This is a genomic window from Arthrobacter sp. MDT2-16, from assembly GCF_054510925.1.
The window spans coordinates 1-22,502 of record NZ_JBTNDP010000009.1 but is presented as its reverse complement, the minus strand read 5'-3'; the positions used below and the strand labels follow the sequence as shown (position 1 = coordinate 22,502).

General features: G+C 71.6%; 20 protein-coding genes. 16 read left to right on the top strand and 4 right to left on the bottom strand.

What is annotated here, in order from left to right; translation table 11 throughout:
* Positions 1-11 precede the first annotated feature (11 nt).
* Complete coding sequence (locus ACX80N_RS14955) at positions 12-767, top strand: neutral zinc metallopeptidase (RefSeq protein ID WP_459340028.1); 756 nt, start codon at positions 12-14, stop codon at positions 765-767.
* A gap of 36 nt (positions 768-803) precedes the next feature.
* Here ACX80N_RS14955 and ACX80N_RS14950 read toward each other — a convergent pair whose 3' ends face one another.
* Together ACX80N_RS14950 and ACX80N_RS14945 are read right to left on the bottom strand one after the other, a co-directional pair.
* Positions 804-1,769 carry a quinone oxidoreductase family protein gene (locus tag ACX80N_RS14950; protein WP_459340027.1) on the bottom strand — a complete coding sequence of 322 codons (966 nt, stop codon included), beginning with the start codon at positions 1,767-1,769 and terminating at the stop codon, positions 804-806.
* 124 nt (positions 1,770-1,893) lie between these two features.
* Complete coding sequence (locus ACX80N_RS14945; protein WP_459340026.1) at positions 1,894-2,676, bottom strand: SDR family NAD(P)-dependent oxidoreductase; 783 nt, start codon at positions 2,674-2,676, stop codon at positions 1,894-1,896.
* Positions 2,677-2,731: 55 nt separating this feature from the next.
* On the opposite strand from ACX80N_RS14945, the gene argC reads away from it, so the two are divergent.
* The 11 genes from argC to ACX80N_RS14890 all read left to right on the top strand — a co-directional run bounded on the left by argC (position 2,732) and on the right by ACX80N_RS14890 (position 14,938).
* Positions 2,732-3,763 (top strand): N-acetyl-gamma-glutamyl-phosphate reductase, encoded by a 1,032-nt coding sequence (gene argC / locus ACX80N_RS14940; RefSeq protein ID WP_105031609.1) that lies wholly within the window; start codon positions 2,732-2,734, stop codon positions 3,761-3,763.
* Positions 3,760-4,929: a bifunctional glutamate N-acetyltransferase/amino-acid acetyltransferase ArgJ gene (gene argJ, locus ACX80N_RS14935; RefSeq protein ID WP_459340025.1), complete on the top strand. Its 1,170-nt coding sequence runs from the start codon at positions 3,760-3,762 to the stop codon at positions 4,927-4,929. Before argC ends, argJ begins: the two co-directional genes overlap by 4 nt.
* 11 nt (positions 4,930-4,940) lie before the next feature.
* Positions 4,941-5,903 carry an acetylglutamate kinase gene (gene argB / locus ACX80N_RS14930; protein ID WP_459340024.1) on the top strand — a complete coding sequence of 321 codons (963 nt, stop codon included), beginning with the start codon at positions 4,941-4,943 and terminating at the stop codon, positions 5,901-5,903.
* On the top strand, positions 5,900-7,183 hold the full coding sequence (locus tag ACX80N_RS14925) for an acetylornithine transaminase (protein ID WP_459340023.1): 1,284 nt from the start codon (positions 5,900-5,902) through the stop codon (positions 7,181-7,183). The genes argB and ACX80N_RS14925 overlap by 4 nt, the downstream gene beginning before the upstream one ends.
* On the top strand, positions 7,180-8,145 hold the full coding sequence (gene argF / locus ACX80N_RS14920) for an ornithine carbamoyltransferase (protein WP_459340022.1): 966 nt from the start codon (positions 7,180-7,182) through the stop codon (positions 8,143-8,145). The genes ACX80N_RS14925 and argF overlap by 4 nt, the downstream gene beginning before the upstream one ends.
* Positions 8,142-8,681 (top strand): arginine repressor, encoded by a 540-nt coding sequence (locus tag ACX80N_RS14915; RefSeq protein ID WP_105031614.1) that lies wholly within the window; start codon positions 8,142-8,144, stop codon positions 8,679-8,681. The genes argF and ACX80N_RS14915 overlap by 4 nt, the downstream gene beginning before the upstream one ends.
* Before the next feature lie 106 nt (positions 8,682-8,787).
* On the top strand, positions 8,788-9,990 hold the full coding sequence (locus ACX80N_RS14910) for an argininosuccinate synthase (protein ID WP_105031615.1): 1,203 nt from the start codon (positions 8,788-8,790) through the stop codon (positions 9,988-9,990).
* Positions 9,990-11,513, top strand: coding sequence for an argininosuccinate lyase (gene argH / locus ACX80N_RS14905; RefSeq protein WP_459340021.1), 1,524 nt, complete (start codon positions 9,990-9,992; stop codon positions 11,511-11,513). Before ACX80N_RS14910 ends, argH begins: the two co-directional genes overlap by 1 nt.
* A gap of 168 nt (positions 11,514-11,681) precedes the next feature.
* Positions 11,682-12,674, top strand: a complete 993-nt coding sequence (locus tag ACX80N_RS14900) for an FAD-dependent oxidoreductase (RefSeq protein ID WP_459340020.1) — start codon at positions 11,682-11,684, stop codon at positions 12,672-12,674.
* An 82-nt stretch (positions 12,675-12,756) separates the two neighbouring features.
* Positions 12,757-12,900, top strand: coding sequence for a hypothetical protein (locus ACX80N_RS14895; protein ID WP_157940208.1), 144 nt, complete (start codon positions 12,757-12,759; stop codon positions 12,898-12,900).
* A 118-nt stretch (positions 12,901-13,018) separates the two neighbouring features.
* Positions 13,019-14,938 (top strand): ABC transporter ATP-binding protein, encoded by a 1,920-nt coding sequence (locus ACX80N_RS14890; RefSeq protein ID WP_459340019.1) that lies wholly within the window; start codon positions 13,019-13,021, stop codon positions 14,936-14,938.
* 31 nt (positions 14,939-14,969) lie between these two features.
* Here ACX80N_RS14890 and ACX80N_RS14885 read toward each other — a convergent pair whose 3' ends face one another.
* Positions 14,970-15,515 (bottom strand): methylated-DNA--[protein]-cysteine S-methyltransferase, encoded by a 546-nt coding sequence (locus ACX80N_RS14885; protein ID WP_459340018.1) that lies wholly within the window; start codon positions 15,513-15,515, stop codon positions 14,970-14,972.
* Positions 15,516-15,558: 43 nt separating this feature from the next.
* Positions 15,559-17,106 carry a DNA-3-methyladenine glycosylase 2 family protein gene (locus ACX80N_RS14880; protein ID WP_459340017.1) on the bottom strand — a complete coding sequence of 516 codons (1,548 nt, stop codon included), beginning with the start codon at positions 17,104-17,106 and terminating at the stop codon, positions 15,559-15,561.
* A gap of 122 nt (positions 17,107-17,228) precedes the next feature.
* On the opposite strand from ACX80N_RS14880, the gene ACX80N_RS14875 reads away from it, so the two are divergent.
* The 4 genes from ACX80N_RS14875 (at position 17,229) to tyrS (ending at position 22,066) form a co-directional block, all read left to right on the top strand.
* Positions 17,229-17,843, top strand: coding sequence for a DNA-3-methyladenine glycosylase (locus tag ACX80N_RS14875; RefSeq protein WP_459340097.1), 615 nt, complete (start codon positions 17,229-17,231; stop codon positions 17,841-17,843).
* Between the two features lie 80 nt (positions 17,844-17,923).
* The gene (locus tag ACX80N_RS14870) at positions 17,924-18,427 is read left to right on the top strand and encodes an adenine phosphoribosyltransferase (protein ID WP_459340096.1); all 504 of its coding nucleotides are present in this window, start codon (positions 17,924-17,926) and stop codon (positions 18,425-18,427) included.
* A gap of 51 nt (positions 18,428-18,478) precedes the next feature.
* A complete protein-coding gene (locus ACX80N_RS14865; RefSeq protein WP_459340016.1) occupies positions 18,479-20,731 on the top strand; it encodes a HelD family protein in 2,253 nt (750 codons plus the stop codon).
* A 12-nt stretch (positions 20,732-20,743) separates the two neighbouring features.
* On the top strand, positions 20,744-22,066 hold the full coding sequence (gene tyrS, locus ACX80N_RS14860; RefSeq protein WP_459340015.1) for a tyrosine--tRNA ligase: 1,323 nt from the start codon (positions 20,744-20,746) through the stop codon (positions 22,064-22,066).
* Positions 22,067-22,502 lie beyond the last annotated feature (436 nt).

Sequence of the window (22,502 nt, the reverse complement as noted above, 5' to 3'; positions counted from 1 at the left end):
GCCTGCGCCAGATGGACCCGGCCCTGCAGGGAGGCGCTGCGCCGCCCAGCGGCATCCGGTACCCCGCGGCCACCGGCCAGGTACGCGCCTACCTCCTCGCCGTGCTCCGGGCGCTCGATGCGGCCTGGGTCGCCTGGTTCGAGGAGAACGGACTCGGGGGACCCGAGGTGTACTACACCCTCATCCCGTCGGAAAGGACCCACCCCTCGCACTGTGCGGCTCCCGGCAGTACGCACCGCCTCACGGTGGAGCACGACCACCCCAACGCCTACTACTGCCCCGCCGATCCGCGCGATCCTGCCGATCCGGAAGGCCCCTCCGCCACGAGCGACTCCGACAACGGCATGATCGTCCTGCCCCTGACGACACTCCTGCGCCTGTGGAGCGGCGACCGCTCCACAGGAGGTGACGGCGACCTCGCCGTGGCCCTGGTGCTCGCCCACGAATTCGGCCACCACATCCAGCACGAGCTAGCACTCCACTGGTTCGAGAAGTTCGCCGACCCGATCCCCGCATTCACCGGAGCCAACAGGGAGCTGATCGCCGACTGCCTCGCCGGTACGTGGATGGCCACGCAGTACGCGCCCCGGTATCTGGACGGGAGCGCCGTCGACAGGGCCTTCTCATCCGTGGCGGCGATGGGAGTGCCGCAGCCCGGAGCCGGTCACGGCACGGCGCGGGACAGGCGCGCGGCCTTCCTCCTCGGAACGTCCGGCGGCGGTTACCGGACCGGACCCGAGGCCTGCCTCGAGGCGTACTGGAAGTGACCGCGCACCCTGCCCCACGAACCGGGCATCAGGGGATCAGGGGATCAGGAGCACCTTTCCGGTGGTCCGGCGCGCCTGCAGGTCCTCGTGCGCCCGGGCTGCGTCGGCCAACGGGTACCGGGCGCCGATCCTCACGTCGAGCTGTCCCGAGGCGACAGCGCCGAACAGCTCCTCCGACCGCCAGCGCCGTTCCTCGGGGGAGAGCAGGTAGTGCACGAGCGTCGGACGGGTGACGAACAGGGAGCCCCCGCTGTTCAGGCGCTGCGGGTCGAAGGGCGGTACCGCCCCGGACGCCGCGCCGTAGAGCACCAGCGTGCCCCGGACGCGGAGCGACCGCAGCGACTCGTCGAACGTCGCCGCGCCGACACCGTCGAACACCGCGTCCACGCCCGTCCCGTCGGTCAGGGTCCGTACCGCGTCGGCGAAGCCCTCATAGCGCAGGACCTCGTCGGCGCCGGCACCGCGCGCCAGGTCCTCCTTCTCCGCGGTGGACACCGTGGTGATCACGCGCGCGCCCTTCGCTTTGAGCAGCTGGATCAGCAGCAGGCCCACGCCGCCGGCACCCGCGTGGACGAGGAGCGTGTGCTCGGCGCCCACGGGGAAGGTCGAGTTGATCAGGTAGTGGGCGGTCATCCCCTGGAGGGGGAGGGCGGCCGCTGTCTCGAGGTCGACGCCGTCGGGCACCGGCAGGGCGCGGTCCGCGTCCACGAGCGCGTACTCCGCGTAGGTGGCCTTGCCCTCGGCGAACGCGATCCGGTCACCCGGCTCGAATGCCGTGACGCCGTCGCCCAGCGCCTCCACGGTGCCGGCCGCTTCGGCCCCGGGCGTGAAGGGGTGCTCGACGGCGTAGGCACCGCTGCGCTGGTAGGTCTCGATGAAGTTGACGCCGGCGGCCGCGACCTTCACGAGGAGCTGGCCGGGTCCGGGTGCGGGGCGTCCGCTGGTCTCGAGCGTGAGGACCTCTGGTCCGCCGGACTGGCGGACGACGATAGCTGAGGGCATGGTGCTGATCCTTTCGGTGGCGTGTCCTCATGCTATTCCCGGTGTGCGTCCGTCCGAGGACCGCCCTGTGGTCGGCCGTCGCGGGGAGCGCGACCGGCCGGCGTCGGCCGCCCCTCCCCGGGACTCAGTGCACCCAGAAGCCGCCGTCGACGGCGAGCGACTGTCCCACGACGTAGGCCGACGCCGCGCCGGGCAGGAAGACGGCTGCTCCTGCGAAGTCCTCCGGCACACCGTTCCGCCCGATGAGCGTGCGTCTCGCCAGGGCCTCGACGGTGGCCGGGTTCGCACTGAGCCGCCTGTTCAGGGGAGTCCGCACGAACCCGGGCACCAGGACGTTCGCCGTGACAGCGTGCGGCGCCCAGGTCTCGGACTGCGATCGGGCCAGGCCCTGGATGCCCGCTTTCGACACCCCGTAGGCGCCGCTCGACGCGAAGGGACGGTGCGCCTGCTGGGAGCTGATGTGGATCAGCCGTCCGAAACCGCGGTCGGCCATGCCCGGTGCGAGGCGCCGGCCCAGGATGAAGGGCGCCTCGAGATTCACGCGCATGGTCGCATCCCAGGTGGCCTCATCGAGGTCGGGCAACGGCGGGCGGAGGTTGATGCCGGCCGAATTCACCAGGATGTCCACCCGGCCGGCGGTGTCGGCGAGCACATGAGCCCCCTCGCGCGTCGACAGGTCCGCGACGATGCCGGCACCGGAGCCCCCTGCTCCGTGTATCTCCTCGACGGCGGCATCGATCGCCGCGGCAGACCGTGCAGCGACGAGCACGTGTGCACCCGCTCCCGCGAGCGCGAGGGCGAGGGCGAGGGCCTTGCCGATACCCGAGCTTCCTCCGGTCACGAGTGCCACGCGCCCGTCGAGACCGAACAGCTGCCGGAGGAAGACCGAGCGGTTCTCCGGAGCCACGGCGGCGTGCATAAGTATGTGATGGCATGCATGGAGTTGCTGTAGAGTGGGTCGTATGACGTTCACCGCAGCCGTATCCGGCGCCAGTGGCTACGCCGGAGGGGAACTCCTGCGCCTGCTCGCCAACCATCCGGACATCGAGATCGGGGCGATCACGGCCCACAGCAACGCCGGGTCGCTCCTCGGCGAGCTTCAGCCCCACCTGCACTCCCTGGCCGACCGCGTCCTCCAGGACACCACGCCGGAGGTGCTCGCCGGGCACGACGTCGTCTTCCTCGCCCTTCCGCACGGGGCCAGCGCCGGCATCGCCGCACAGCTCTCACCCGACACCCTCGTCATCGACGCCGGGGCCGACCACCGGCTGCACGACCCCGCCGCCTGGGAGAAGTTCTACGGCTCGTCCCACGCCGGTACCTGGCCGTACGGGTTGCCCGAACTCCCCGGCACCCGGGCGGACCTGGCGGGCGCGCGGCGCATCGCCGTCCCGGGCTGCTACCCCACGAGCGTGCTGCTCGCCCTCACGCCGGGCTTCGCGGCGGGGCTCCTCGAGCCCGACGACGTCGTCGTCGTGTCAGCGTCCGGTACCTCCGGTGCGGGTAAGGCCGCCAAGCCGAACCTGATCGGCTCCGAGGTCATGGGCGGCATGAGCCCCTACGGCGTGGGCGGCGGCCACCGCCACACGCCCGAGATGGAGCAGGGTCTCGGTCTCGCGGCCGGTGAGCCCGTCTCCCTGTCCTTCACCCCGACCCTCGCGCCCATGGCCCGCGGCATCCTGACGACGGCGACGGCGCGCGTGAAGCCCGGTGTCGGGTATGCGCAGCTGCGCGAGGCATGGGAGGCCGCCTACGTGGACGAGCCGTTCGTCCGCGTCCTGCCGGAGGGGCAGTGGCCTGCAACGAAGTCCGTCCTGGGATCGAACCACGCTGCGCTGCAGCTCGCCTTCGACGCCCACGCAGGCCGCGTGATCGTCAGCAGCGCCATCGACAACCTCACCAAGGGGACCGCCGGCGGCGCCGTGCAGTCCATGAACATCGCTCTCGGACTCGACGAGACCGCGGGCCTGACCATCCAGGGGATCGCACCGTGAGCATCACCTATCCGGGCGGGTTCCGGGCCGCCGGCGTCGCCGCGGGCCTCAAGATCACCGGCAAGCCCGACGTCGCCCTCGTCGTCAACGACGGCCCGCTGCACAACGCGGCAGCCGTGTTCACCTCGAACCGCGTGGCCGCGGCCCCCGTGCTCTGGTCACGGCAGGTGGTCACCGACGGGCGCGTCGACGCCGTCGTCCTGAACTCCGGCGGAGCGAACGCCTGCACCGGACCCGAGGGCTTCCAGAACACGCACCGGACGGCCGAGGTGACCGCCGACCTGCTCGGCGCCTCGGCCACCGACGTCTTCGTGTGCTCCACCGGGCTCATAGGGGAGCAGCTGCCCATGGACCGGCTCCTCGCCGGGGTGACCGACGCCGCCGGGGCCCTCGGCAGAGGCGGGGGGCCCGCCGCGGCCGAGGCGATCAGGACCACGGACACCGTGTCGAAGGAGGCGCGCTATCCGGCCACCGCCGACTCCGCGAGCGAGGGCTACGCCATCGGCGGCATGGCCAAGGGCGCCGGCATGCTCGCGCCGGGCCTCGCCACCATGCTCGTGGTCCTGACCACCGACGCCGCCCTGGACCCCGGGGCCCTCGACGCCGCCCTGCGGGAGGCCACGCGCGTGAGCTTCGACCGGACCGACGCGGACGGCTGCATGTCGACCAACGACACCGTGGTCCTGCTCGCCTCCGGCGCCGCGGGCATCGCCCCGGACCAGGCCCAGTTCACCGCGGCCCTCACGCAGGTGTGCCTCGACCTCGCCGCGCAGCTCATCCAGGACGCCGAGGGAGCGAGCCACACCATCGCGGTCACGACCGTGAACGCCGCCTCCGAGCGCGACGCCGAGGTGGTCAGCCGCGCCGTCGCCCGCTCCAACCTCTTCAAGACCGCGATCTTCGGCAACGACCCGAACTGGGGCCGGGTGCTCGCGGCCGTCGGCACCACCGACGCCGTGTTCGAGCCCGACCGGCTCAACGTCGCGATGAACGGCGTGCAGATCTGCCGGAACGGCGGGATCGGGGACCCCCGCGACCTCGTGGACCTCACCGCACGCGACGTCACCGTGGAGATCGACCTCGCCGCCGGGCCCGCGAGCGCCACGATCTGGACCAACGACCTCACGCACGAGTACGTGCACGAGAACTCCGCCTACTCGAGCTGACGGGAGACACGATGGACAGCACCACCGGCACGACGCCGTCGGCCTCCACCCTGAGGGCGCAGGACAAGGCGGCCACGCTCATGGAGGCACTGCCCTGGATCCAGCGGTTCGCGGGCACCACGATGGTCATCAAGTACGGTGGCAACGCCATGGTGGACGACGCCATGCGACGGGCCTTCGCCGACGACATCGTCTTCCTCCACCATGTCGGCGTCCGTCCCGTCGTCGTGCACGGCGGTGGGCCGCAGATCAACGCCATGCTCGGGAAGCTCGGCATCGAGTCCGAGTTCAAGGGCGGACTCCGCGTGACCACGCCCGAGGCGATGGACGTGGTGCGGATGGTCCTCACCGGGCAGGTGGGCCGCGAACTCGTGGGCCTGATCAACGCGCACGGGCCCTACGCCGTCGGGCTCTCGGGCGAGGACGGCGGCCTGCTCCGCGCCGTCCGCACCGGCACCGTCGTCGACGGCGAGCCCGTGGACCTCGGCCTGGTCGGCGAGGTGACCGCCGTGCACCCCGGTGCTATCCTCGACATCCTGCAGGCCGGGCGGATCCCGGTCATCTCCACCGTCGCCCCGGAGTACGACGCCGACGGGGAGGCCACGCAGCAGGTGCTCAACGTCAACGCCGACACCGCGGCCGCCGCGCTCGCCGCAGCGCTCGGTGCCTCCAAGCTCGTGATCCTGACCGACGTCGAGGGGCTGTACGCCGCCTGGCCGGACCGCACCTCCCTGATCTCCTCACTTGCCGCGTCGGAGCTCCGTGAGCTCCTGCCGAGCCTGGAGTCGGGGATGATCCCCAAGATGACCGCCTGCCTCCAGGCCGTCGAGGCCGGCGTCGAACGGGCACACATCGTGGACGGCCGCCTGTCGCATTCGATGCTGCTCGAGGTCTTCACCACGGCGGGGATCGGCACGCAGATCGTCCCGGACCACCCCACGCAGGACACCGCACCCCAGGGAGCACGCCCGTGAACGAGATCGTCGCAGCAGCCACGGGCCGGCACGCCGCCGTCGCCCCGACGACGGACAGCGCCGAGGTCCTCGCCGGAGCAGGGTCGGGCGCCGACTGGCTCGCGCGCTACGGGGAGGCGCTGATGGGTGTCTTCGGGACACCGCAGCGCGTGCTCGTCCGCGGGTCGGGGTGCTACGTGTGGGATGCCGACGGCAACGAGTACCTCGACCTCCTCGGCGGGATCGCGGTCAATGCCCTGGGGCACGCGCACCCGTTCGTCACCTCGGTCGTCTCCAGCCAGCTCGCCACCCTCGGCCACATCTCGAACTTCTTCACGAGCCCCACACAGGTGGCGCTCGCCGAGAAGCTGCTGGGGCTCGCGCAGGCCCCCGCCGGTTCGCGCGTGTTCTTCACCAACTCCGGCGCCGAGGCCCTCGAGGCCGCCGTGAAGCTGGCGCGCCGCAACAGCACGCCGCAGCGGCACCGGATCCTCGCCCTCGACGGCGCCTTCCACGGCAGGACGATGGGCGCCCTCGCCCTCACCTCGAAGAAGGCCTACCGGGAGCCGTTCGAACCGCTCCCGGGCGGCGTCGAGCACGTGCCCTTCGACGACGTCGACGCCCTCAGGGCCGCCATGGACGAGACGGTGGCCGCCCTGGTCCTCGAACCCATCCAGGGTGAGGCCGGCGTGCGACCGCTCTCGCCGGAGTACCTCAGCGCCGCCCGCGCGCTCACCCGCGAGCACGGTGCCCTGCTGATCCTCGACGAGGTGCAGACGGGGATCGCGCGGACGGGCCGCTGGTTCGCGCACCAGTGGGTCGACGGCGTCCTCCCGGACGCCATGACCCTCGCCAAGGGCCTCGGGGGCGGGTTCCCGGTCGGTGCGCTCGTCACCTTCGGGGAGGACGCCTCGACGCTGATCTCCGCCGGCCAGCACGGCACCACCTTCGGCGGCAACCCGGTGGCGACGGCGGCAGGACTCGCCACGCTCCACGTGCTGGAGACAACCGGGGCGCTGCAGCACGTCTCCGACGTCGGCGCCTACCTGCGGGAGCACCTCTCCGGGCTGCAGGGCGTCACGGCCGTGCGGGGGGAGGGGCTGCTCATCGGGTTCGACCTCGACGGCGGGTACGCACCCGCCGCGGTCCAGGCGGCACTCACCGCAGGCTTCATCATCAATGCGACCGGTCCGGCCACCCTCCGCCTGGCGCCGCCGCTGATCCTCACCACCGGGCAGGCCGCGACCTTCCTGGAAGCCCTGCCCTCCATCCTGACGACCGCCCGGGAGGCAACAGCATGACCCGCCACTTCCTCGTCGACACGGACCTGACACCCGCCGAGCAGGCCGAGGTCCTCGAGCTCGCCGCGGAGCTCAAGGCCAGCCCCTACTCCCACGCCCCCTACGCCGGCGAGGGTGCCGGTCGCAGGACCGTCGCCGTGATCTTCGACAAGACCTCCACCCGCACCCGGGTGTCCTTCGCCGCGGGCATCGCCGACCTCGGCGGAGTGCCGCTCATCATCGGGGCCGGCGACTCCCAGCTCGGGCACAAGGAGTCCATCACCGACACCGCGAAGGTGCTGGAGCGCATGGTCGCCACGATCGTCTGGCGCACCTACGCCCAGGCGGGCCTCGAGGAGATGGCCGCTGCCTCAAGCGTCCCGGTCATCAACGCCCTCTCCGACGACTACCACCCGTGCCAGCTGCTGGCGGACCTCCTCACCGTCCGCGAGCACAAGGGGACCCTCACCGGCCTGACCATGACCTATCTGGGTGACAGCGCCAACAACATGGCCAACTCCTACCTCCTGGCCGGGACGACGGCCGGCATGCACGTGCGCATCGCAGGTCCCGCCGGCTACCTCCCCGACCCCGCGGTGGTGGCCGCGGCGGAGCAGCGGGCCGCCGAAACCGGGGGGTCGGTCCTCGTGACCACTGACCCCGCCGCCGCGCTCGCCGGCGCCGACGTCGTCGCCACGGACACGTGGGTGTCCATGGGCCAGGAGGACGAGAAGGCGGCACGGAAGGACCTCTTCCGCGCCTACGCCGTCGACGCCGCGGCCCTGGCCCTCGCCGCGCCCGACGCCGTCGTGCTCCACTGCCTGCCCGCCTACCGCGGGTACGAGATCAGCGCGGACGTGATCGACGGCCCCCAGTCGATCGTCTGGGACGAGGCGGAGAACCGGCTCCACGCCCAGAAGGCACTCATGACCTGGCTCGTCGCGGCGTCGGGAACGCCGGGCACGGCCGAGGGACCGTCGTGACCGTCCAGCGCGATTCCGCCCGCCCCACCACGAAGACCGCCCGTCATGCCCGGATCACCGACCTGCTGACGGCCCGATCGGTGCGCTCGCAGGTCGAGCTCGCGGCGCTGCTCGCCGCCGACGGCGTGCAGGTGAACCAGGGGACGCTCTCGCGGGACCTCGTGGAGCTCGGCGTCGTCCGCGTCCGCGGGGCCGACGGCGCCCTGATCTACGCGGTCCCGGTCGAGGGGGGAGGGCGTCACGTCCAGAGCGCCGTCTCCCAGGAGATCCTCGACGCCCGCCTCGCGAAGCTCTGCAACGAGCTTCTCGTGACGGCCGAGTCCTCGGGCAACATCGTCATCCTGCGCACGCCGCCGGGCGCGGCGAACTTCCTCGCCCTGGCCATCGACCACTCGGTGATGCCGACGATCCTCGGGACCATCGCCGGGGACGACACCGTGATGCTCGTGAGCCGGGACGCCGACGGCGGTGCCGCCGTCGCCGAACGTTTCCTCGGACTCGCGCAGGAGCCGCAGGGACCCGCCGAACCCACCTGACGCCTGCGCGGCGGTGTTCGACCTGCGCCGGACGGCCGCGCCATGAAAACCTGAACACCTACAGACCCCACGGGCGCCCGCCCGGACCATCGAAGGAGCATTTCCCGTGACTGAACGCATCGTCCTCGCCTACTCGGGCGGACTCGACACCTCCGTCGCCATCGGCTGGATCGCCGAAGCCACCGGAGCCGAGGTGATCGCCGTGGCCGTCGACGTCGGACAGGGCGGCGAGTCGCTCGAGACCATCCGCCAGCGTGCCCTCGGCTGCGGCGCCGTCGAGGCGTACGTCGCCGACGCCCGCGAGGAGTTCGCCACCGAGTACTGCATGCCGGCCCTGAAGGCGAACGCCCTCTACATGGACGCGTACCCGCTCGTCTCGGCGCTGTCGCGCCCCGTCATCGTCAAGCACCTCGTCGCCGCGGCGCGCGAGTTCGGCGCCACGACCGTGTCCCACGGCTGCACCGGCAAGGGCAACGACCAGGTGCGCTTCGAGGTGGGCATCCAGACCCTCGGCCCCGACCTGAAGTGCATCGCCCCGGTGCGCGACCTCGCCCTGACCCGCGACAAGGCCATCGCCTTCGCCGAGGAGAAGGGCCTGCCCATCGAGACCACGAAGAAGAACCCGTTCTCCATCGACCAGAACGTGTGGGGCCGGGCCGTCGAGACGGGCTTCCTCGAGGACATCTGGAACGGTCCCACCAAGGACGTCTACGACTACACGGCGTCGCCCGAGTTCCCGCCCGCCGCGGACGAGGTCACCATCTCCTTCAGGGAGGGCATCCCCGTGGCGATCGACGGTCACGCCGTCACCCCGCTGCAGGCCATCGAGGAGCTCAACCGCCGCGCGGGTGCCCAGGGCATCGGCCGCATCGACATCGTCGAGGACCGCCTCGTGGGCATCAAGAGCCGCGAGATCTACGAGGCCCCCGGCGCCATGGCCCTCATCGCCGCCCACCGCGAACTCGAGAACGTGACCATCGAGCGCGAGCAGGCCCGCTTCAAGAAGACCGTCGACCAGCGCTGGACCGAGCTGGTCTACGACGGCCAGTGGTTCTCCCCGCTGAAGCGCTCGCTCGACACCTTCGTCGACGACACGCAGAAGTACGTCACCGGCGACATCCGCATGGACCTCCACGGTGGCCGCGCGACGGTCACGGGCCGCCGCTCCGACGTCGCGCTCTACGACTTCAACCTCGCCACCTACGACTCCGGCGACACCTTCGACCAGTCGATGGCCCGCGGCTTCATCGAGATCTTCGGCCTGTCCTCCAAGGTGGCCTCGAGCCGGGACCAGCGGGCGGGCGCCTGATGGTCCCACGTGCGCAGGGGTCCCCGGCCGAGCGGAGCGAGGTAGGGGGGCGTTCGGTGGGCCCACGTGCGCAGGGGTCCCCGGCCGAGCGGAGCGAGGTAGGGGAGCGCTCGGGGACGAATGAGGGCTCGCTGTGGGGCGGCCGCTTCGCCGGCGGCCCCGCCGACGCCCTCGCGGCCCTCAGCAAGTCCACACACTTCGACTGGCGGCTGGCCACCTACGACATCGAGGGCTCCCGAGCCCACGCCCGCGTGCTCCGCCGGGCCGGCCTGCTCGACGACACCGAGCTGGCCGGGATGATCGACGCCCTGGACCGCCTCGACGCCGACGTGCGATCGGGGGCCTACCTGCCCGCGGAGAGCGACGAGGACGTGCACGGATCCCTCGAGCGCGGCCTCATCGAGCGCGCCGGTCCGGCGCTCGGCGGGAGACTGAGGGCCGGACGCTCCCGCAACGACCAGGTGGCAACGCTCGGGCGCATGTACCTGCGGGACCACGCGAGGATCATCGCCCGCGGCGTCCTCGCGACGATCGGCGCGCTCGTCGACCAGGCGGAGGCACACCTCGAGGTGCCGATGCCCGGGCGGACCCACCTGCAGCACGCGCAGCCCGTCCTGCTCAGCCACCACCTGCTGGCCCATGCCTGGGCGCTGCTGCGCGACGTGCAGCGGCTGCAGGACTGGGACCGGCGCGCCGGTGTCTCGCCCTACGGGTCCGGCGCGCTGGCCGGCTCGTCGCTGGGCCTCGACCCCGAGGCGGTGGCCGCGGATCTCGGTTTCTTCTCCGCGACCCACAACTCGATCGACGGCACCGCTTCGCGTGACGTCTACGCGGAGTTCGCCTGGGTGACGGCCATGATCGGTGTCGACCTGTCCCGCGTGAGCGAGGAGATCATCCTCTGGGCCACGAAGGAGTTCTCCTTCGTCACGCTCGACGACGCCTTCTCCACGGGCTCCTCGATCATGCCGCAGAAGAAGAACCCGGACGTCGCCGAACTCGCCCGCGGCAAGGCCGGCCGGCTGATCGGGGACCTGACGGGTCTGCTCGCGACGCTCAAGGGTCTGCCGCTCGCCTACAACCGCGATCTCCAGGAGGACAAGGAGCCGGTGTTCGACGCCGTCGACACCCTCGAGGTCCTCCTGCCCGCGGTCTTCGGCATGATCGCGACGCTCGTCTTCGACACCGGACGGATGGCGGCGCTGGCACCCCAGGGATTCGCCCTGGCCACCGACATCGCCGAGTGGCTCGTCCGGCAGGGTGTCCCGTTCCGCGAGGCCCACGAGCTCTCCGGTGCTGCGGTCCGCGTCGCCGAACAGCGCGGCGTGGAGCTGTGGGACCTGACGGACGAGGAGTTCGCAGGGATCTCCGCGCACCTCACGCCCGCGGTCCGCGAGGTCCTGACCGTCGAGGGGTCCCTGGCCAGCCGCGACGCGCAGGGCGGCACCGCCCCGACCGCCGTGAGGCGTCAGCTCGCCGCCCTGCGCGCCGAGCTCGACGGCGTCGCGGGGTACGCCACGGACTGATACCGATCGGTGTGCGGCTCCTTCCGGGGCCGCACACCGATCGGTCCGACGCGACGAGTCGTCGCCGACCGGCCGCGAGGGCCACCGCTGACGACGGGGACTCCGAGGCATGGATCCGGAGCGCGTGCCGGGTCCGGGCACACTCCCGGTCGGTGGTACCGTCGCGGCATGGCGAGGGCGACGGTCGTGGGTGCGGGGATCGCGGGGCTCACCGCCGCGCTCGGGCTGCACCGTGCGGGATGGTCGGTGACGGTCCTGGAGCAGGAGCCGGAGGTACGCACCTCCGGGACGGCGGTCCTGCTGCACCGGGCGACAGTGCGGGGGCTCGGATCCCTCGGCATCGGCCCCGGTCTCGAGGCCCTGGCCGTCCCGCTCTCAGGCCTTCAACTCCGTACGCGCAGAGCTCGGCCCATCTCCCCTTCCCGGGCCCCATCCGGCTCCGTGCTGATCGAGCGATCGGACCTCGTCGGCCTGCTCCGCGACTCGCTGCCGGAGAACGCACTCGTCCTCGGTCGCCCTCTGGCGGGAGGCGACCTCCCCGGTGCGCGGGCGGAGGCCGCCCTGGTCGTCGGAGCCGACGGTCTCCACAGCACCCTGCGTCACGCCTTGTTCGGTCCTGCCTACTCCGCAACAGCAGTCGGCACCACCGTGTGGCGCGGGACGGCGGCCGTGACGACGTCGGGCCTGACCGAATACTGGGGCCAGCGACGCCGCTTCGGTATCAGTAGCAGGCCGGGCGGGGGGACGAACTGGTACGCGACGGCAACGGTGGTGCCTGCCGGGCGGGCGTCGCCGCAGCCACACCTCGACGAGCTTCGGAGGCTGTTCGGGCACTGGGACGGGGCGGTGGGCGCCACGATTGCCCGCATCGATGAGGAAAGCATCCTGCGGCATGCGATCCAGCACCTGGCGCGGAGGCTGCCGCGGTACCACCTGGGAAACACGGCGCTCATCGGGGATGCCGCCCATGCCATGACACCGGACCTCGGGCGCGGCGCGAACGAGGCGATCCTCGACGCGCTGTCCCTCGTGGGCGAGCTCCAAGCGCACGACCACGTGGATCGCGCTCTGGCCGCCTACGACAGGTCCCGGCGCCCGACCACGCAGCGGACCGCGACCGGATCGGCCGTCCTTCACACCCTCATCCATCGCGCGCGGTAGGCCGGTCACGGACCTGCACCCCGAGGATCCGGAGAACCCCACGGGGACGAGGAACGAGGCCACCGTCCGTAGGATGTCGTGCATGACATCCGACGAGGAGAAGGACCCTCCCGTACCCGCCTTCCTCGAGGGCATCTCACTGAAGCGGGTCCACGACGGGCAGGGTACGGAGAACCACGACAGCGGTGACACCACGTCCCCGCAGGCGGAGAAACCGGACAGCTGATCGTCTACCCCGCCCGGGCGCCGGCCGCTGGACGCCACCCCGAACCAGGATGCAGGACCCCGCTACGCCCGCCGCGAAGTCCTTTGACAGGCCGCGGTGCCCGGCGCAGTGTGTGTGCATGCAGCCCACCGATCAGCGCGCCACGCTCAGGGAATTCTTCCCCTACCTGCGGGGACACGTCCGCGTGCTCGTGCTGGTCGCCGTCGTCTCCCTGATCTCCACGGGACTCGCGATCGCCCAGCCGCTCATGGTCCAGCAGCTGGTCAACGCCGTGTCGGCGAGCCGGCCGGCCACGACGTTCGTCTGGCTGCTCGTCGCCGTCACCCTGGCCGGCGCCGTGGTGGCGGCTGCCCAGGCCTATCTCCTCCAGAGGACCGCCGAGTCCGTGGTGCTCAGCGTCCGGCGGTCGCTGGTGGGGCAGTTGCTGGCCCTGCCGATCCGTGAGTTCGACCGGCGTCGCGTCGGCGATCTCATCTCCCGCGTCGGCTCGGACACCACCCTGATGCGCAGCGTCATCACGTCCGGCCTGTTCGAGATCGTGTCCTCCGTCCTCATGTTCTGCGCGGCCGTCGTCCTGATGCTGCTGATCGATCCGTTGCTGTTCGGGATCACCCTGTCCGCCGTGCTGCTGGGTGCGGGCGGCGTCCTGTTCCTCGGCCGCATCATCCGCAAGCGGAGCCGGGACGTGCAGGACGCGGTGGGTTCGATGACCGCAGCCGTCGAACGGGGACTGTCGGGCATCCGGACCATCAAGGCCTCCGTCGCCGAGCAGCGCGAAGCCGCGGTCATCGATGTCGAGGCCACCCGCGCCTACCGGGCCGGGATCGCCATGGCGCGCCTCCAGGCGGCCGTGCAGCCGATCATGACGATCTGCATCCAGGGTGCCTTCATCGTGGTGCTCACGGTGGGTGGCATCAGGGTCGCGGCGGGGGAGCTGCTCCTCGGTGACCTCATCGCGTTCATCCTGTACCTGTTCCTGCTCGTCGTACCCATCGGGGAGGCCATGAGCGCCTTCGTGCAGATCCAGTCCGGGCTCGCGGCGCTGGACCGCATCCAGGAGATCGCCCGGCTCGACCCCGAGCGCTCGGACGAGGCGGAGATCCTCACGGCCGGCCCCTCCACCGGGGCCGCCGCGTCGGGTCCGTCGTCCCCGACGGCGGCACGGGCGGTCCCCAGCGGAACGATCGAACTCCGGGACGTGAGTTTCAGGTACGCCGTGGCGGAGGAGGCGCCCCGTGGCGCCGCACCGGTCACGACCGACGAGCCCACCGACGAGGCACGCGATCAGCAGGGACGGACCGCATCACCGGATGCGGCAGGGGACCAGGGCCTGTTCGAGGGCGACAGCCCGCTGGTCCTGGACGGCGTCAGTTTCACCGTCGCCGCGGGCAGCAGGACGGCGCTCGTCGGGCCGTCGGGCGCCGGCAAGTCCACCGTGCTGGCCCTGCTCGAGCGGTTCTACGAACCGACGGGCGGCAGCATCACGCTCGACGGCACGCCGTTGCCGCAGCTGCCGCGGTCCGGGATCCGTGCGCGCATCGGTCTCGTGGAGCAGGAGGCGCCCGTGCTCAGCGGGACCCTCGCGGACAATCTCCGGCTGGCAGCACCAGAGGCGACCGACGACCAGCTCCGGCAGGTGCTCGCCGCCGTCGGACTCGACGACCTCGGGGAACGCTCGGACGACGGCCTGCACCTCAACCTGGGGGAGGACGGTATCCGGCTCTCCGGCGGCCAGCGGCAGCGCCTGGCCTGGGCGCGCGTGATCCTCGCCGATCGTCCCCTGCTCCTGATGGACGAGCCGACGTCGGCCGTCGACTCCCGGACCGAGCAGCTCCTCCAGCAGACGCTGGGGGAGGCCTCGCGTGATCGCACGGTGGTGGTCGTGGCCCACCGCCTCTCGACGATCGCCGACTTCGACCAGATCGTGGTTCTCGACCGCGGCCGGGTCGCGGCGATCGGCACGCACGAGGAGCTCCTGGGCAGCAGCGACCTCTACCGCGACATGGCTGCCCGCCAGCGGCTCGTCGCCCACGCCTGAGGTCAGGCCCGGCCGGCCCTGGACGGAAGGGTCAGGGGCTGACCGGGCGGCCCGCTTCGCGGTCGAGCAGCCGCTGCTTGACGGGCAGTCCCCAGCGGAACCCGCCGAGCGTGCCGTCCGTCCTGATGATCCTGTGGCAGGGGACGAAGAGGGCGGCGGCGTTCCTGGCGCACGCAGCGGCGGCGGCACGGACCGCGGCGGGATTGCCCGCCCGCTCGGCGTACTGGCGATAGGTGACGGGCGCACCCGGTTGCACCGTGCGCAGGACCTCCCACGCGTGCACCCGGAAGGGGCCCGAGGCCTGCTGCACCCGCACCGACGCGACGGCGTCGAAATCGCCGTCGTAGTAGCGGGACACGGCATCGAGGATCGGCCGGAGGGAGGAGGCGCCGGGATCGAAGCGGTGGCCGCGGATGCTCGGATGGATCTGCCCCGTGAGCTCGGAGGCGGAATCCGTCCACCCCGAGGACAGCACGGCGCCTTCGGCCTCGATCACGGTGAAGGCCCCGTCCGGCGTGTCGATGGTGGTGGTGGTGGCGCCGTGCAGCGTCGCCGGCGAGGTCGGTGTTGCGGTCATGGCGGTCGATCCCTTCGATGGTCACAGGGTACGGGGTGCCGGGTCAGGCGACGATGTCAGGCAGTTCCTCGCCGGTTCGCCGGCGGGCGCCCGGTGCGGCGGCCCTCCAGAGGTGCAGGGTCGCGTACGAGCGCCAGGGACGGACGGCGGCCACCGCCTCGTCGAGCGAAGCGCCCGGCGGTCCGCCGCGGGCGCCCGGCGGGCCGGCACCGCGTGTCACGAGGTATCGCCAGCCGCTGCGGACGGCGGCATCGGTGGGCAGATGGACGTCGGGGTGGCCGAGGACGCGCATGGTGACGTAGTCCGCCGTCCACGGACCCACTCCGGGAAGCCGCAGCAGGTCGCCCCGCAACGCCTCGGGGCTGGAGCCCACGCCGATCTCGAGGGTGCCGGAGGCCAGCTGCCGTGCCGCCTCCCGCAGGGCGTCGTCGCGCCGTCGCGGTCCGGGCAGCAGCGGCCCGGGCGCGTCCGCGAGATGCGCTACGGCCGGGAACATCCTGGAGAGGCCGGTGCCAGGAGCATCGATCGCCGGGCCGGCCTGCGCGAGGGTTCCCAGCGCCCTGGTCGCGGCGGCGACGGTCACCTGCTGACCGGCGATCGCCCGGACGAGCGTCTCGGCGGGGTCGACCGAGCCGGGGAGCCGCATGCCGGGCACGGCGGTGGCCGCCCTGGCGAGGAACGCGTTCCGCGCCAGGGCGGCATCGATGGCCACCGGATCGGCGTCGAGATCGAACAGCCGCCGGATGCGGCTCAGCAGCGCCGGGAGGTCGGCGAGTCCTGCGACCGAGACCGTCACGGGCAGGGCGCCCTGCCCCGTGCCGCGCGACTCGGCGATGCCCGCCCTGAACCAGGCCGGACCGGCGGGCAGGTCCACGAGCCGCTCGTAGCCGGCGGGTGTCGCCCGTTCGACCCCGTCGACCGCCCGCGCCGCGAGGAAGCCGAAGATGCCGTTGTCGTAGGGCAGCCGCGTGGGCAGGAACAGGGAGATCCGGAGGGGGCCGCCGGGGGACCCGCCGGCGACGCCGTCGCGCTGCTGTCGCGACGCGTCCCGCAGCTGCCTCGGCGTGAGGTCGAAGACCTGCTGCACCGTGTCGTTGAACTGGCGGACGCTGCCGAAACCGGCGGCGAAGGCCACGTCCGCGACCCGCAGGGTCGAGGCGGTGAGCAGGGTCCGGGCCGTCTGGGCGCGGTGCGCGCGGGCCAGCGCGAGCGCACCCGCGCCCAGTTCGTCCCGAAGGATGCGGTTGAGGTGGCGGGTCGAGTAGCCGAGCCGGGCCGCGAGGCCGGCCACCCCCGACCGGTCCACCTCGCCGTCGGCGATGAGCCGCATGGCACGGGCAGCGGCGTCGCTGCGGAGGTTCCACTCCGGGTCGCCCGGGACGGCCTCGGGCAGGCACCTCTTGCAGGCGCGGTAACCGGCCTCGTGCGCGGCGGCCGACGTCCGGTAGAAGGTGACATTGGAGGGTTTCGGGGTGCGTGCGGGGCAGGATGGCCGGCAGTAGATGCCCGTGCTCGAGACGGCGGTGACGAACTGACCGTCGAAGCGCACGTCACGGGCGTCGATCGCCCGGTACTGCTGCCAGAAGTCCATGGCTCCATCCTTCCACCCGGCACGGGCGGCAACTGGCGGGTTTCGGACATCGCTGCGGGACGTCGTCCAGGCGGTCTTGCTACGGTCGATGGGTGGCGGATCGAAGCGTGACGGCAGGGGACATGCGGGACCAGCTGGGCGGCAGTGCCCTCGACGTCGCACCCCGGCTCCTCGGAGCCCACCTGAGCCACAGGGACGACGACGGCGAGGTCACCGTACGCATCTCCGAGGTGGAGGCGTACCTCGGCCCCGACGACCCCGGCTCGCATGCGTTCCGTGGGAGGACCGCGCGGAACGCGACGATGTTCGGCCCGGCGGGTCACCTCTACGTCTACTTCACCTACGGGATGCACTACTGCGCCAACATCGTGTGCGGGACCGAGGGGTGGGCCACAGGTGTGCTGCTGCGCGCGGGGGAGATCGTCGGGGGCACCGCGATCGCCCGTGCTCGGCGCAACCATCCCGCATCGGAACTGGACCTCGCCCGGGGGCCGGCGCGGCTCGCGCAGGCGCTGGGTCTCGACCGTCGGTGCGACGGCGCCGACGTCCTCGGGGAGCCCTTCCGCCTCGTGCTGCCGGATTCGGCGCCGGCGGTGATCGGCCGCGGGCCGCGCGTCGGTGTGAGCGGTGTCGGCGGGACAGCGGAGTACCCGTGGCGCTTCTGGCTGCCGGGGGATCCGACGGTCTCGCGCTACCGTCCCGGCAAGCCCCCCGCAGCCCGTAGTGTTGATGCGTGACAATCAGCGGAGCGGACGCCGGCGGTACCCCGGCCACAGCAGCAGGACCATCCCGGCTCGCGGCGCGCGCCACGGACGCCATCGACCGGCTGTGCGCCGTCGTCCCCGACTTCCCGTCCCCGGGCATCATGTTCCGTGACCTCACCCCCGTCCTCTCCGACGCCGAGGCCTTCCGGGCCGTCGTCGACGCCGTCTCCGAACCCTTCGCCGGATCGTTCGACGCCGTGGCCGGCGTCGAGGCCCGGGGCTTCCTCCTCGCCGCCGCCGTCGCCTACGCGACCGGTACCGGCGTCGTCACCGTGCGCAAGGCGGGCAAGCTGCCCCGCGCCGTCTACAGCGAGTCCTACGACCTCGAGTACGGGCAGGCGACGCTCGAGATCCACCAGGCCGACCTGCCCGAGGGTGCGCGGGTCCTGGTGCTCGACGACGTCCTCGCCACGGGTGGAACGCTCGTCGCGGCATGCGCGTTGCTCGAAAGGGCGGGAGCCGTCGTCGTCGGCGCCGGGGTGGTGCTCGAGCTCGGCGGTCTGGAAGGCCGGACGAGCCTGACGGGCCGGAGGGTCCACACACTGAAGACCGTGTGATCCGCGGCGCGCTAGAATTGTTGGTCCGTCTTTGAAGGAAGGTAGTGTCCGATGCACGAGACGTCCCACGCCAAGGCGGAGCTGGACCACGAGCGCCGCTACGTCGACGGCCTGTACCGCCGTCTCGACGAACTCCGTGCCGAGAAGGTCCAGCAGCTCGCCGAGGTCCGGCGCACGCAGGCGGCCGGGTCGCACCAGAACCGCTCCGAGCGGGATGCCTTCGCCACGATGTACGAGGACCGTCTGGCCCAGCTGAACGCCGTCGACGACCGGCTCGTCTTCGGGCGCCTGGACCTCGACAGCGGCGACGAGCGGTACATCGGCCGCATCGGACTCTCCGACGACGACCTCCGGCAGCTCATGGTGGACTGGCGCGCCCCCGAGGCGGGCACGTTCTACCAGGCCACGGCCTTCGAACGCATGGGCGTCCGCCGACGCCGCCACCTCATCCTGTCCCGGCGTGACGTCGTCGCCATCGAGGACGACGTCCTCGACGCGGACCTGCTCGGCGACGACGACTCCCTGCAGGGCGAGGGCGCCCTGCTCGCCGCCCTGAACACACGGCGTACCGGCCAGATGTCGGACATCGTCGGCACCATCCAGGCCGAGCAGGACCGCATCATCCGCGCCCCGCTCCCCGGGGTCACCGTGGTCCAGGGCGGACCGGGCACCGGCAAGACGGCCGTGGCCCTCCACCGTGCCGCCTACCTGCTCTACACCCACCGGGAGCGGCTGAAGTCCGCCGGCGTGCTGCTGGTCGGGCCGACCGACGCCTTCATGAAGTACATCGAGCGCGTGCTGCCGTCCCTCGGGGAGACCGGCGTGGTCATGGCCGGCATCGGCACGCTGATGCCCGGTGTGTCCACGGTGCAGGAGACCAGCGAGGAGGCCGCAGCACTCAAGGGCCGGCTGGAGATGGCGCAGGTCATCCGGAACGCCGTCGCCAACCGGGAGCGGGTACCCGCCGAGGACAAGCGGCTCAATGTCGAGGGAACCCTGCTGACGCTCGCGCCCCGCCAGGTGGCGCGCGCCCGTGAGCGCGCCCGTGCCACCGGCAAGCCCCACAACGAGGCACGCGTCACCTTCGTCAAGATCCTCCTGAGGGAGCTCACCGAGCAGCTGCTGGACAAGCTCGAGGAATCATCGGGCGGAGGCAACAACGCCGACCGGTCCTACCTCGCCGAGGACGTCCGCAGTTCCCGGGACGTGAGGATCGCGCTGAACCTCGCCTGGATGCCCCTCACGCCCCAGAAGCTCGTCTCGGAACTGTTCGCGCGGCCCGAGCTGCTGCGGGCGGCGGCGCCCGATCTGACCGATGACGAACTCGCCGTGCTCGCCCGGCCCGCCGATGCTCCGTGGACCGAGGCGGACGTGCCCCTGCTGGACGAGGCCGCCGAACTGCTCGGTGAGCTCGACGCGTCGGCCGGCAGGGACAGCTCCGCGCGTGAACAGGAGCAGAAGCGGGACCTCGCCAATGCCGAGCGGGCCCTCGAGAACGTCAACGCCTCGCTGGAGGACGCGGGCGTGAACGGTGTCCTCACGGCCGAGGAGCTCGCCCAGCACAACGCGGTGTCCACCACCCGCCTATCCGCGGCCGAGCGCGCGTCCGGCGACCGCACGTGGGCGTACGGGCACATCGTCGTCGACGAGGCGCAGGAGCTCTCGGCGATGCAGTGGCGCCTGCTGATGCGACGCTGTCCCGTGAAGTCGTTCACCATCGTGGGCGACATCGCGCAGACGAGCTCCGCGGCCGGCTCGAGGTCCTGGCAGCAGGCGCTCGAGCCGTTCGTGGGTGAGCGCTGGCAGCTGGAGGAGCTGACGGTCAACTACCGCACGCCCTCGCAGATCGCCGAGGCCGCGGTGCGCATGGCGAACGCCGCGGGGCTCGTCGTCTCCGCGCCCAAGGCCGTGCGCGAGGGCCGCTTCCCGCCCGTCCTCGATACCGTCCGGGAGCTCGTACCGTCCCTCGTGCGCGCGATGCCCGAGGAGCTCGCGGCGATCGACGGCGGCCTGCTCGCCGTCATCGCCCCCGAGCACCTCGTGCCGGAGGTCCGCGCGGCACTGGTTCCCGTGTACGGCAGCCGCGTGGGCTCCGGTGCGGGCGGTCCGGGCCAGGACATCGTGGTGATCGGACCCCGGGAGTCGAAGGGACTGGAGTTCGACGGCGTCGTCATCCTCGAACCGCACGAGATGCTCGATTCCGCGACGGCGCGCGTCGGTGATCTCTACGTCGCCATGACGCGCCCCACCCAGCGGCTCCGCGTCATCTCGACGGGCCGGATTCCTGCGGGTATCGCCGACTGATAATTTGGAGGGGTGTCCCAGCAAACAGATACCCCGGTCAGTGGCCTCCGAGGCCAGCGCAACGATCCCTCGTTCGGCAACGTCTATGACGAGCTGGTGTGGCGCGGGCTGGTCCACGTGTCCACCGATGAGGGTGAGCTGAGGGAGCTGCTGGCGGGTGCTCCGATCACGTTCTACTGCGGGTTCGACCCGACGGCGCCCAGCCTGCACCTGGGCAACCTCGTGCAGCTCCTCCTGATGCGCCGGCTGCAGCTCGCCGGTCACCGGCCCCTGGGGCTGGTGGGCGGGTCCACCGGTCTCGTCGGCGATCCGCGGCCGACGGCCGAGCGCACCATGAACACCAAGGAGACCGTCGCCGAGTGGGTGGCGTCCCTCCAGGGGCAGGTGCAGAGGTTCCTCGACTTCGAAGGGGACGGTGCCGCCAGAATGGTGAACAACCTCGACTGGACCGGTCCGATGAGCGTCATCGACTTCCTGCGCGATGTCGGCAAGTACTTCCGCGTGGGCACCATGGTCAAGAAGGAGACCGTCGCCAAGCGCCTGAACTCCGACGAGGGCATCAGCTACACCGAGTTCAGCTACCAGATCCTGCAGGGCATGGACTACCTGCAGCTGTTCCGTGACTACGGCTGTGTCCTGCAGACCGGCGGCTCGGACCAGTGGGGGAACCTCACCAGCGGCACGGACCTGGTGCGCAAGGTCGAGGGCACGGGTGTGCACGCGATCGGTACGCCGCTGATCACGAACTCGGACGGCACGAAGTTCGGCAAGAGCGAGGGCAACGCGATCTGGCTCGACGCCGCGATGACGAGCCCGTACGCCATGTTCCAGTTCTGGCTGAACACCTCGGACGCCGATGTCGCCGAGCGCCTGCGCATCTTCACCTTCCGTAGCCGGGAGGAGATCGAGGAGCTCGAGCGCGCGACGGCGGAACGGCCCCACGAGCGGGCGGCGCAGCGCGCACTGGCCTACGACGTCACCTCCCTCGTGCACGGGGTCGACGCGACCGAGAAGGTCATCGCCGCGTCGGCCGCCCTCTTCGGTCAGGGCGACCTCGGAGCCCTCGACCTCCCGACCCTCCAGGCAGCGACGGCGGAACTGTCGTCGGTCGCGGTCACGAGGGACGGGCTGGGGATCGTCGACCTGCTGGTCGCATCGGGCCTGTCCGCCAGCAACTCCGCAGCCCGGCGCACCGTCGCGGAGGGCGGGGCCTACGTCAACAACGCGAAGATCGCCGACGCGGACCACGCCGTCGCCGTCGATGATCTGCTCCACGGCCGCTACCTCCTGATCCGCCGTGGCAAGCGCAACCTCGCGATGGTCGACGTCGGCTGAGGACCTCCTGCCCGGCGACGACGGGAGTCGGCACACCCCCGAGCGGGTGTGCCGGCTCCCGTCGTCCATGCCCCACACCGCCCTGTGGGGGGAAGGGCCCCGAGCCGATTTGGTTCTCGTGGTGGGGTGCTCGTATAGTTATGGAGTTGCCCCGGTGTGGGTGACAATCCCCCCTTGATGAAGATTCGAGTTCTTCGGTTGCGTGCTGTGCATGGTTCCGGTGGTGGCTCGGGGTTCGTCGTCTGTTCTGTGGGTTTGTTGGTCGGTTGTGCTGCTGGTTTTGTCCGGTGGTGGGGCCGGGGAGCGGATTTGCGGGATCGGGGTTGCGGGGGTAGGCTTGTGAAGTTGCTTCGGAGCGAGGACATGACGGTTTGGTTGTGTTTGGTGCCGGTAGCTGCTGTTGTTTGAGAACTCAATAGTGTGCCAAGTTTGTTGA

Bases quoted from the DNA above. Each gene is read 5' to 3' on its own strand.
- ACX80N_RS14890 (WP_459340019.1), top strand. From the start codon at position 13,019: ATGCAGCCCACCGATCAGCGCGCCACGCTCAGGGAATTCTTCCCCTAC.
- ACX80N_RS14880 (WP_459340017.1), bottom strand. From the start codon at position 17,106: ATGGACTTCTGGCAGCAGTACCGGGCGATCGACGCCCGTGACGTGCGC.
- ACX80N_RS14875 (WP_459340097.1), top strand. From the start codon at position 17,229: ATGCGGGACCAGCTGGGCGGCAGTGCCCTCGACGTCGCACCCCGGCTC.
- argF (WP_459340022.1), top strand. From the start codon at position 7,180: ATGACCCGCCACTTCCTCGTCGACACGGACCTGACACCCGCCGAGCAG.
- ACX80N_RS14885 (WP_459340018.1), bottom strand. From the start codon at position 15,515: ATGACCGCAACACCGACCTCGCCGGCGACGCTGCACGGCGCCACCACC.
- ACX80N_RS14900 (WP_459340020.1), top strand. From the start codon at position 11,682: ATGGCGAGGGCGACGGTCGTGGGTGCGGGGATCGCGGGGCTCACCGCC.
- ACX80N_RS14865 (WP_459340016.1), top strand. From the start codon at position 18,479: ATGCACGAGACGTCCCACGCCAAGGCGGAGCTGGACCACGAGCGCCGC.
- ACX80N_RS14955 (WP_459340028.1), top strand. From the start codon at position 12: ATGGACCCGGCCCTGCAGGGAGGCGCTGCGCCGCCCAGCGGCATCCGG.
- argH (WP_459340021.1), top strand. From the start codon at position 9,990: ATGGTCCCACGTGCGCAGGGGTCCCCGGCCGAGCGGAGCGAGGTAGGG.
- ACX80N_RS14895 (WP_157940208.1), top strand. From the start codon at position 12,757: ATGACATCCGACGAGGAGAAGGACCCTCCCGTACCCGCCTTCCTCGAG.
- argB (WP_459340024.1), top strand. From the start codon at position 4,941: ATGGACAGCACCACCGGCACGACGCCGTCGGCCTCCACCCTGAGGGCG.
- argC (WP_105031609.1), top strand. From the start codon at position 2,732: ATGACGTTCACCGCAGCCGTATCCGGCGCCAGTGGCTACGCCGGAGGG.
- ACX80N_RS14950 (WP_459340027.1), bottom strand. From the start codon at position 1,769: ATGCCCTCAGCTATCGTCGTCCGCCAGTCCGGCGGACCAGAGGTCCTC.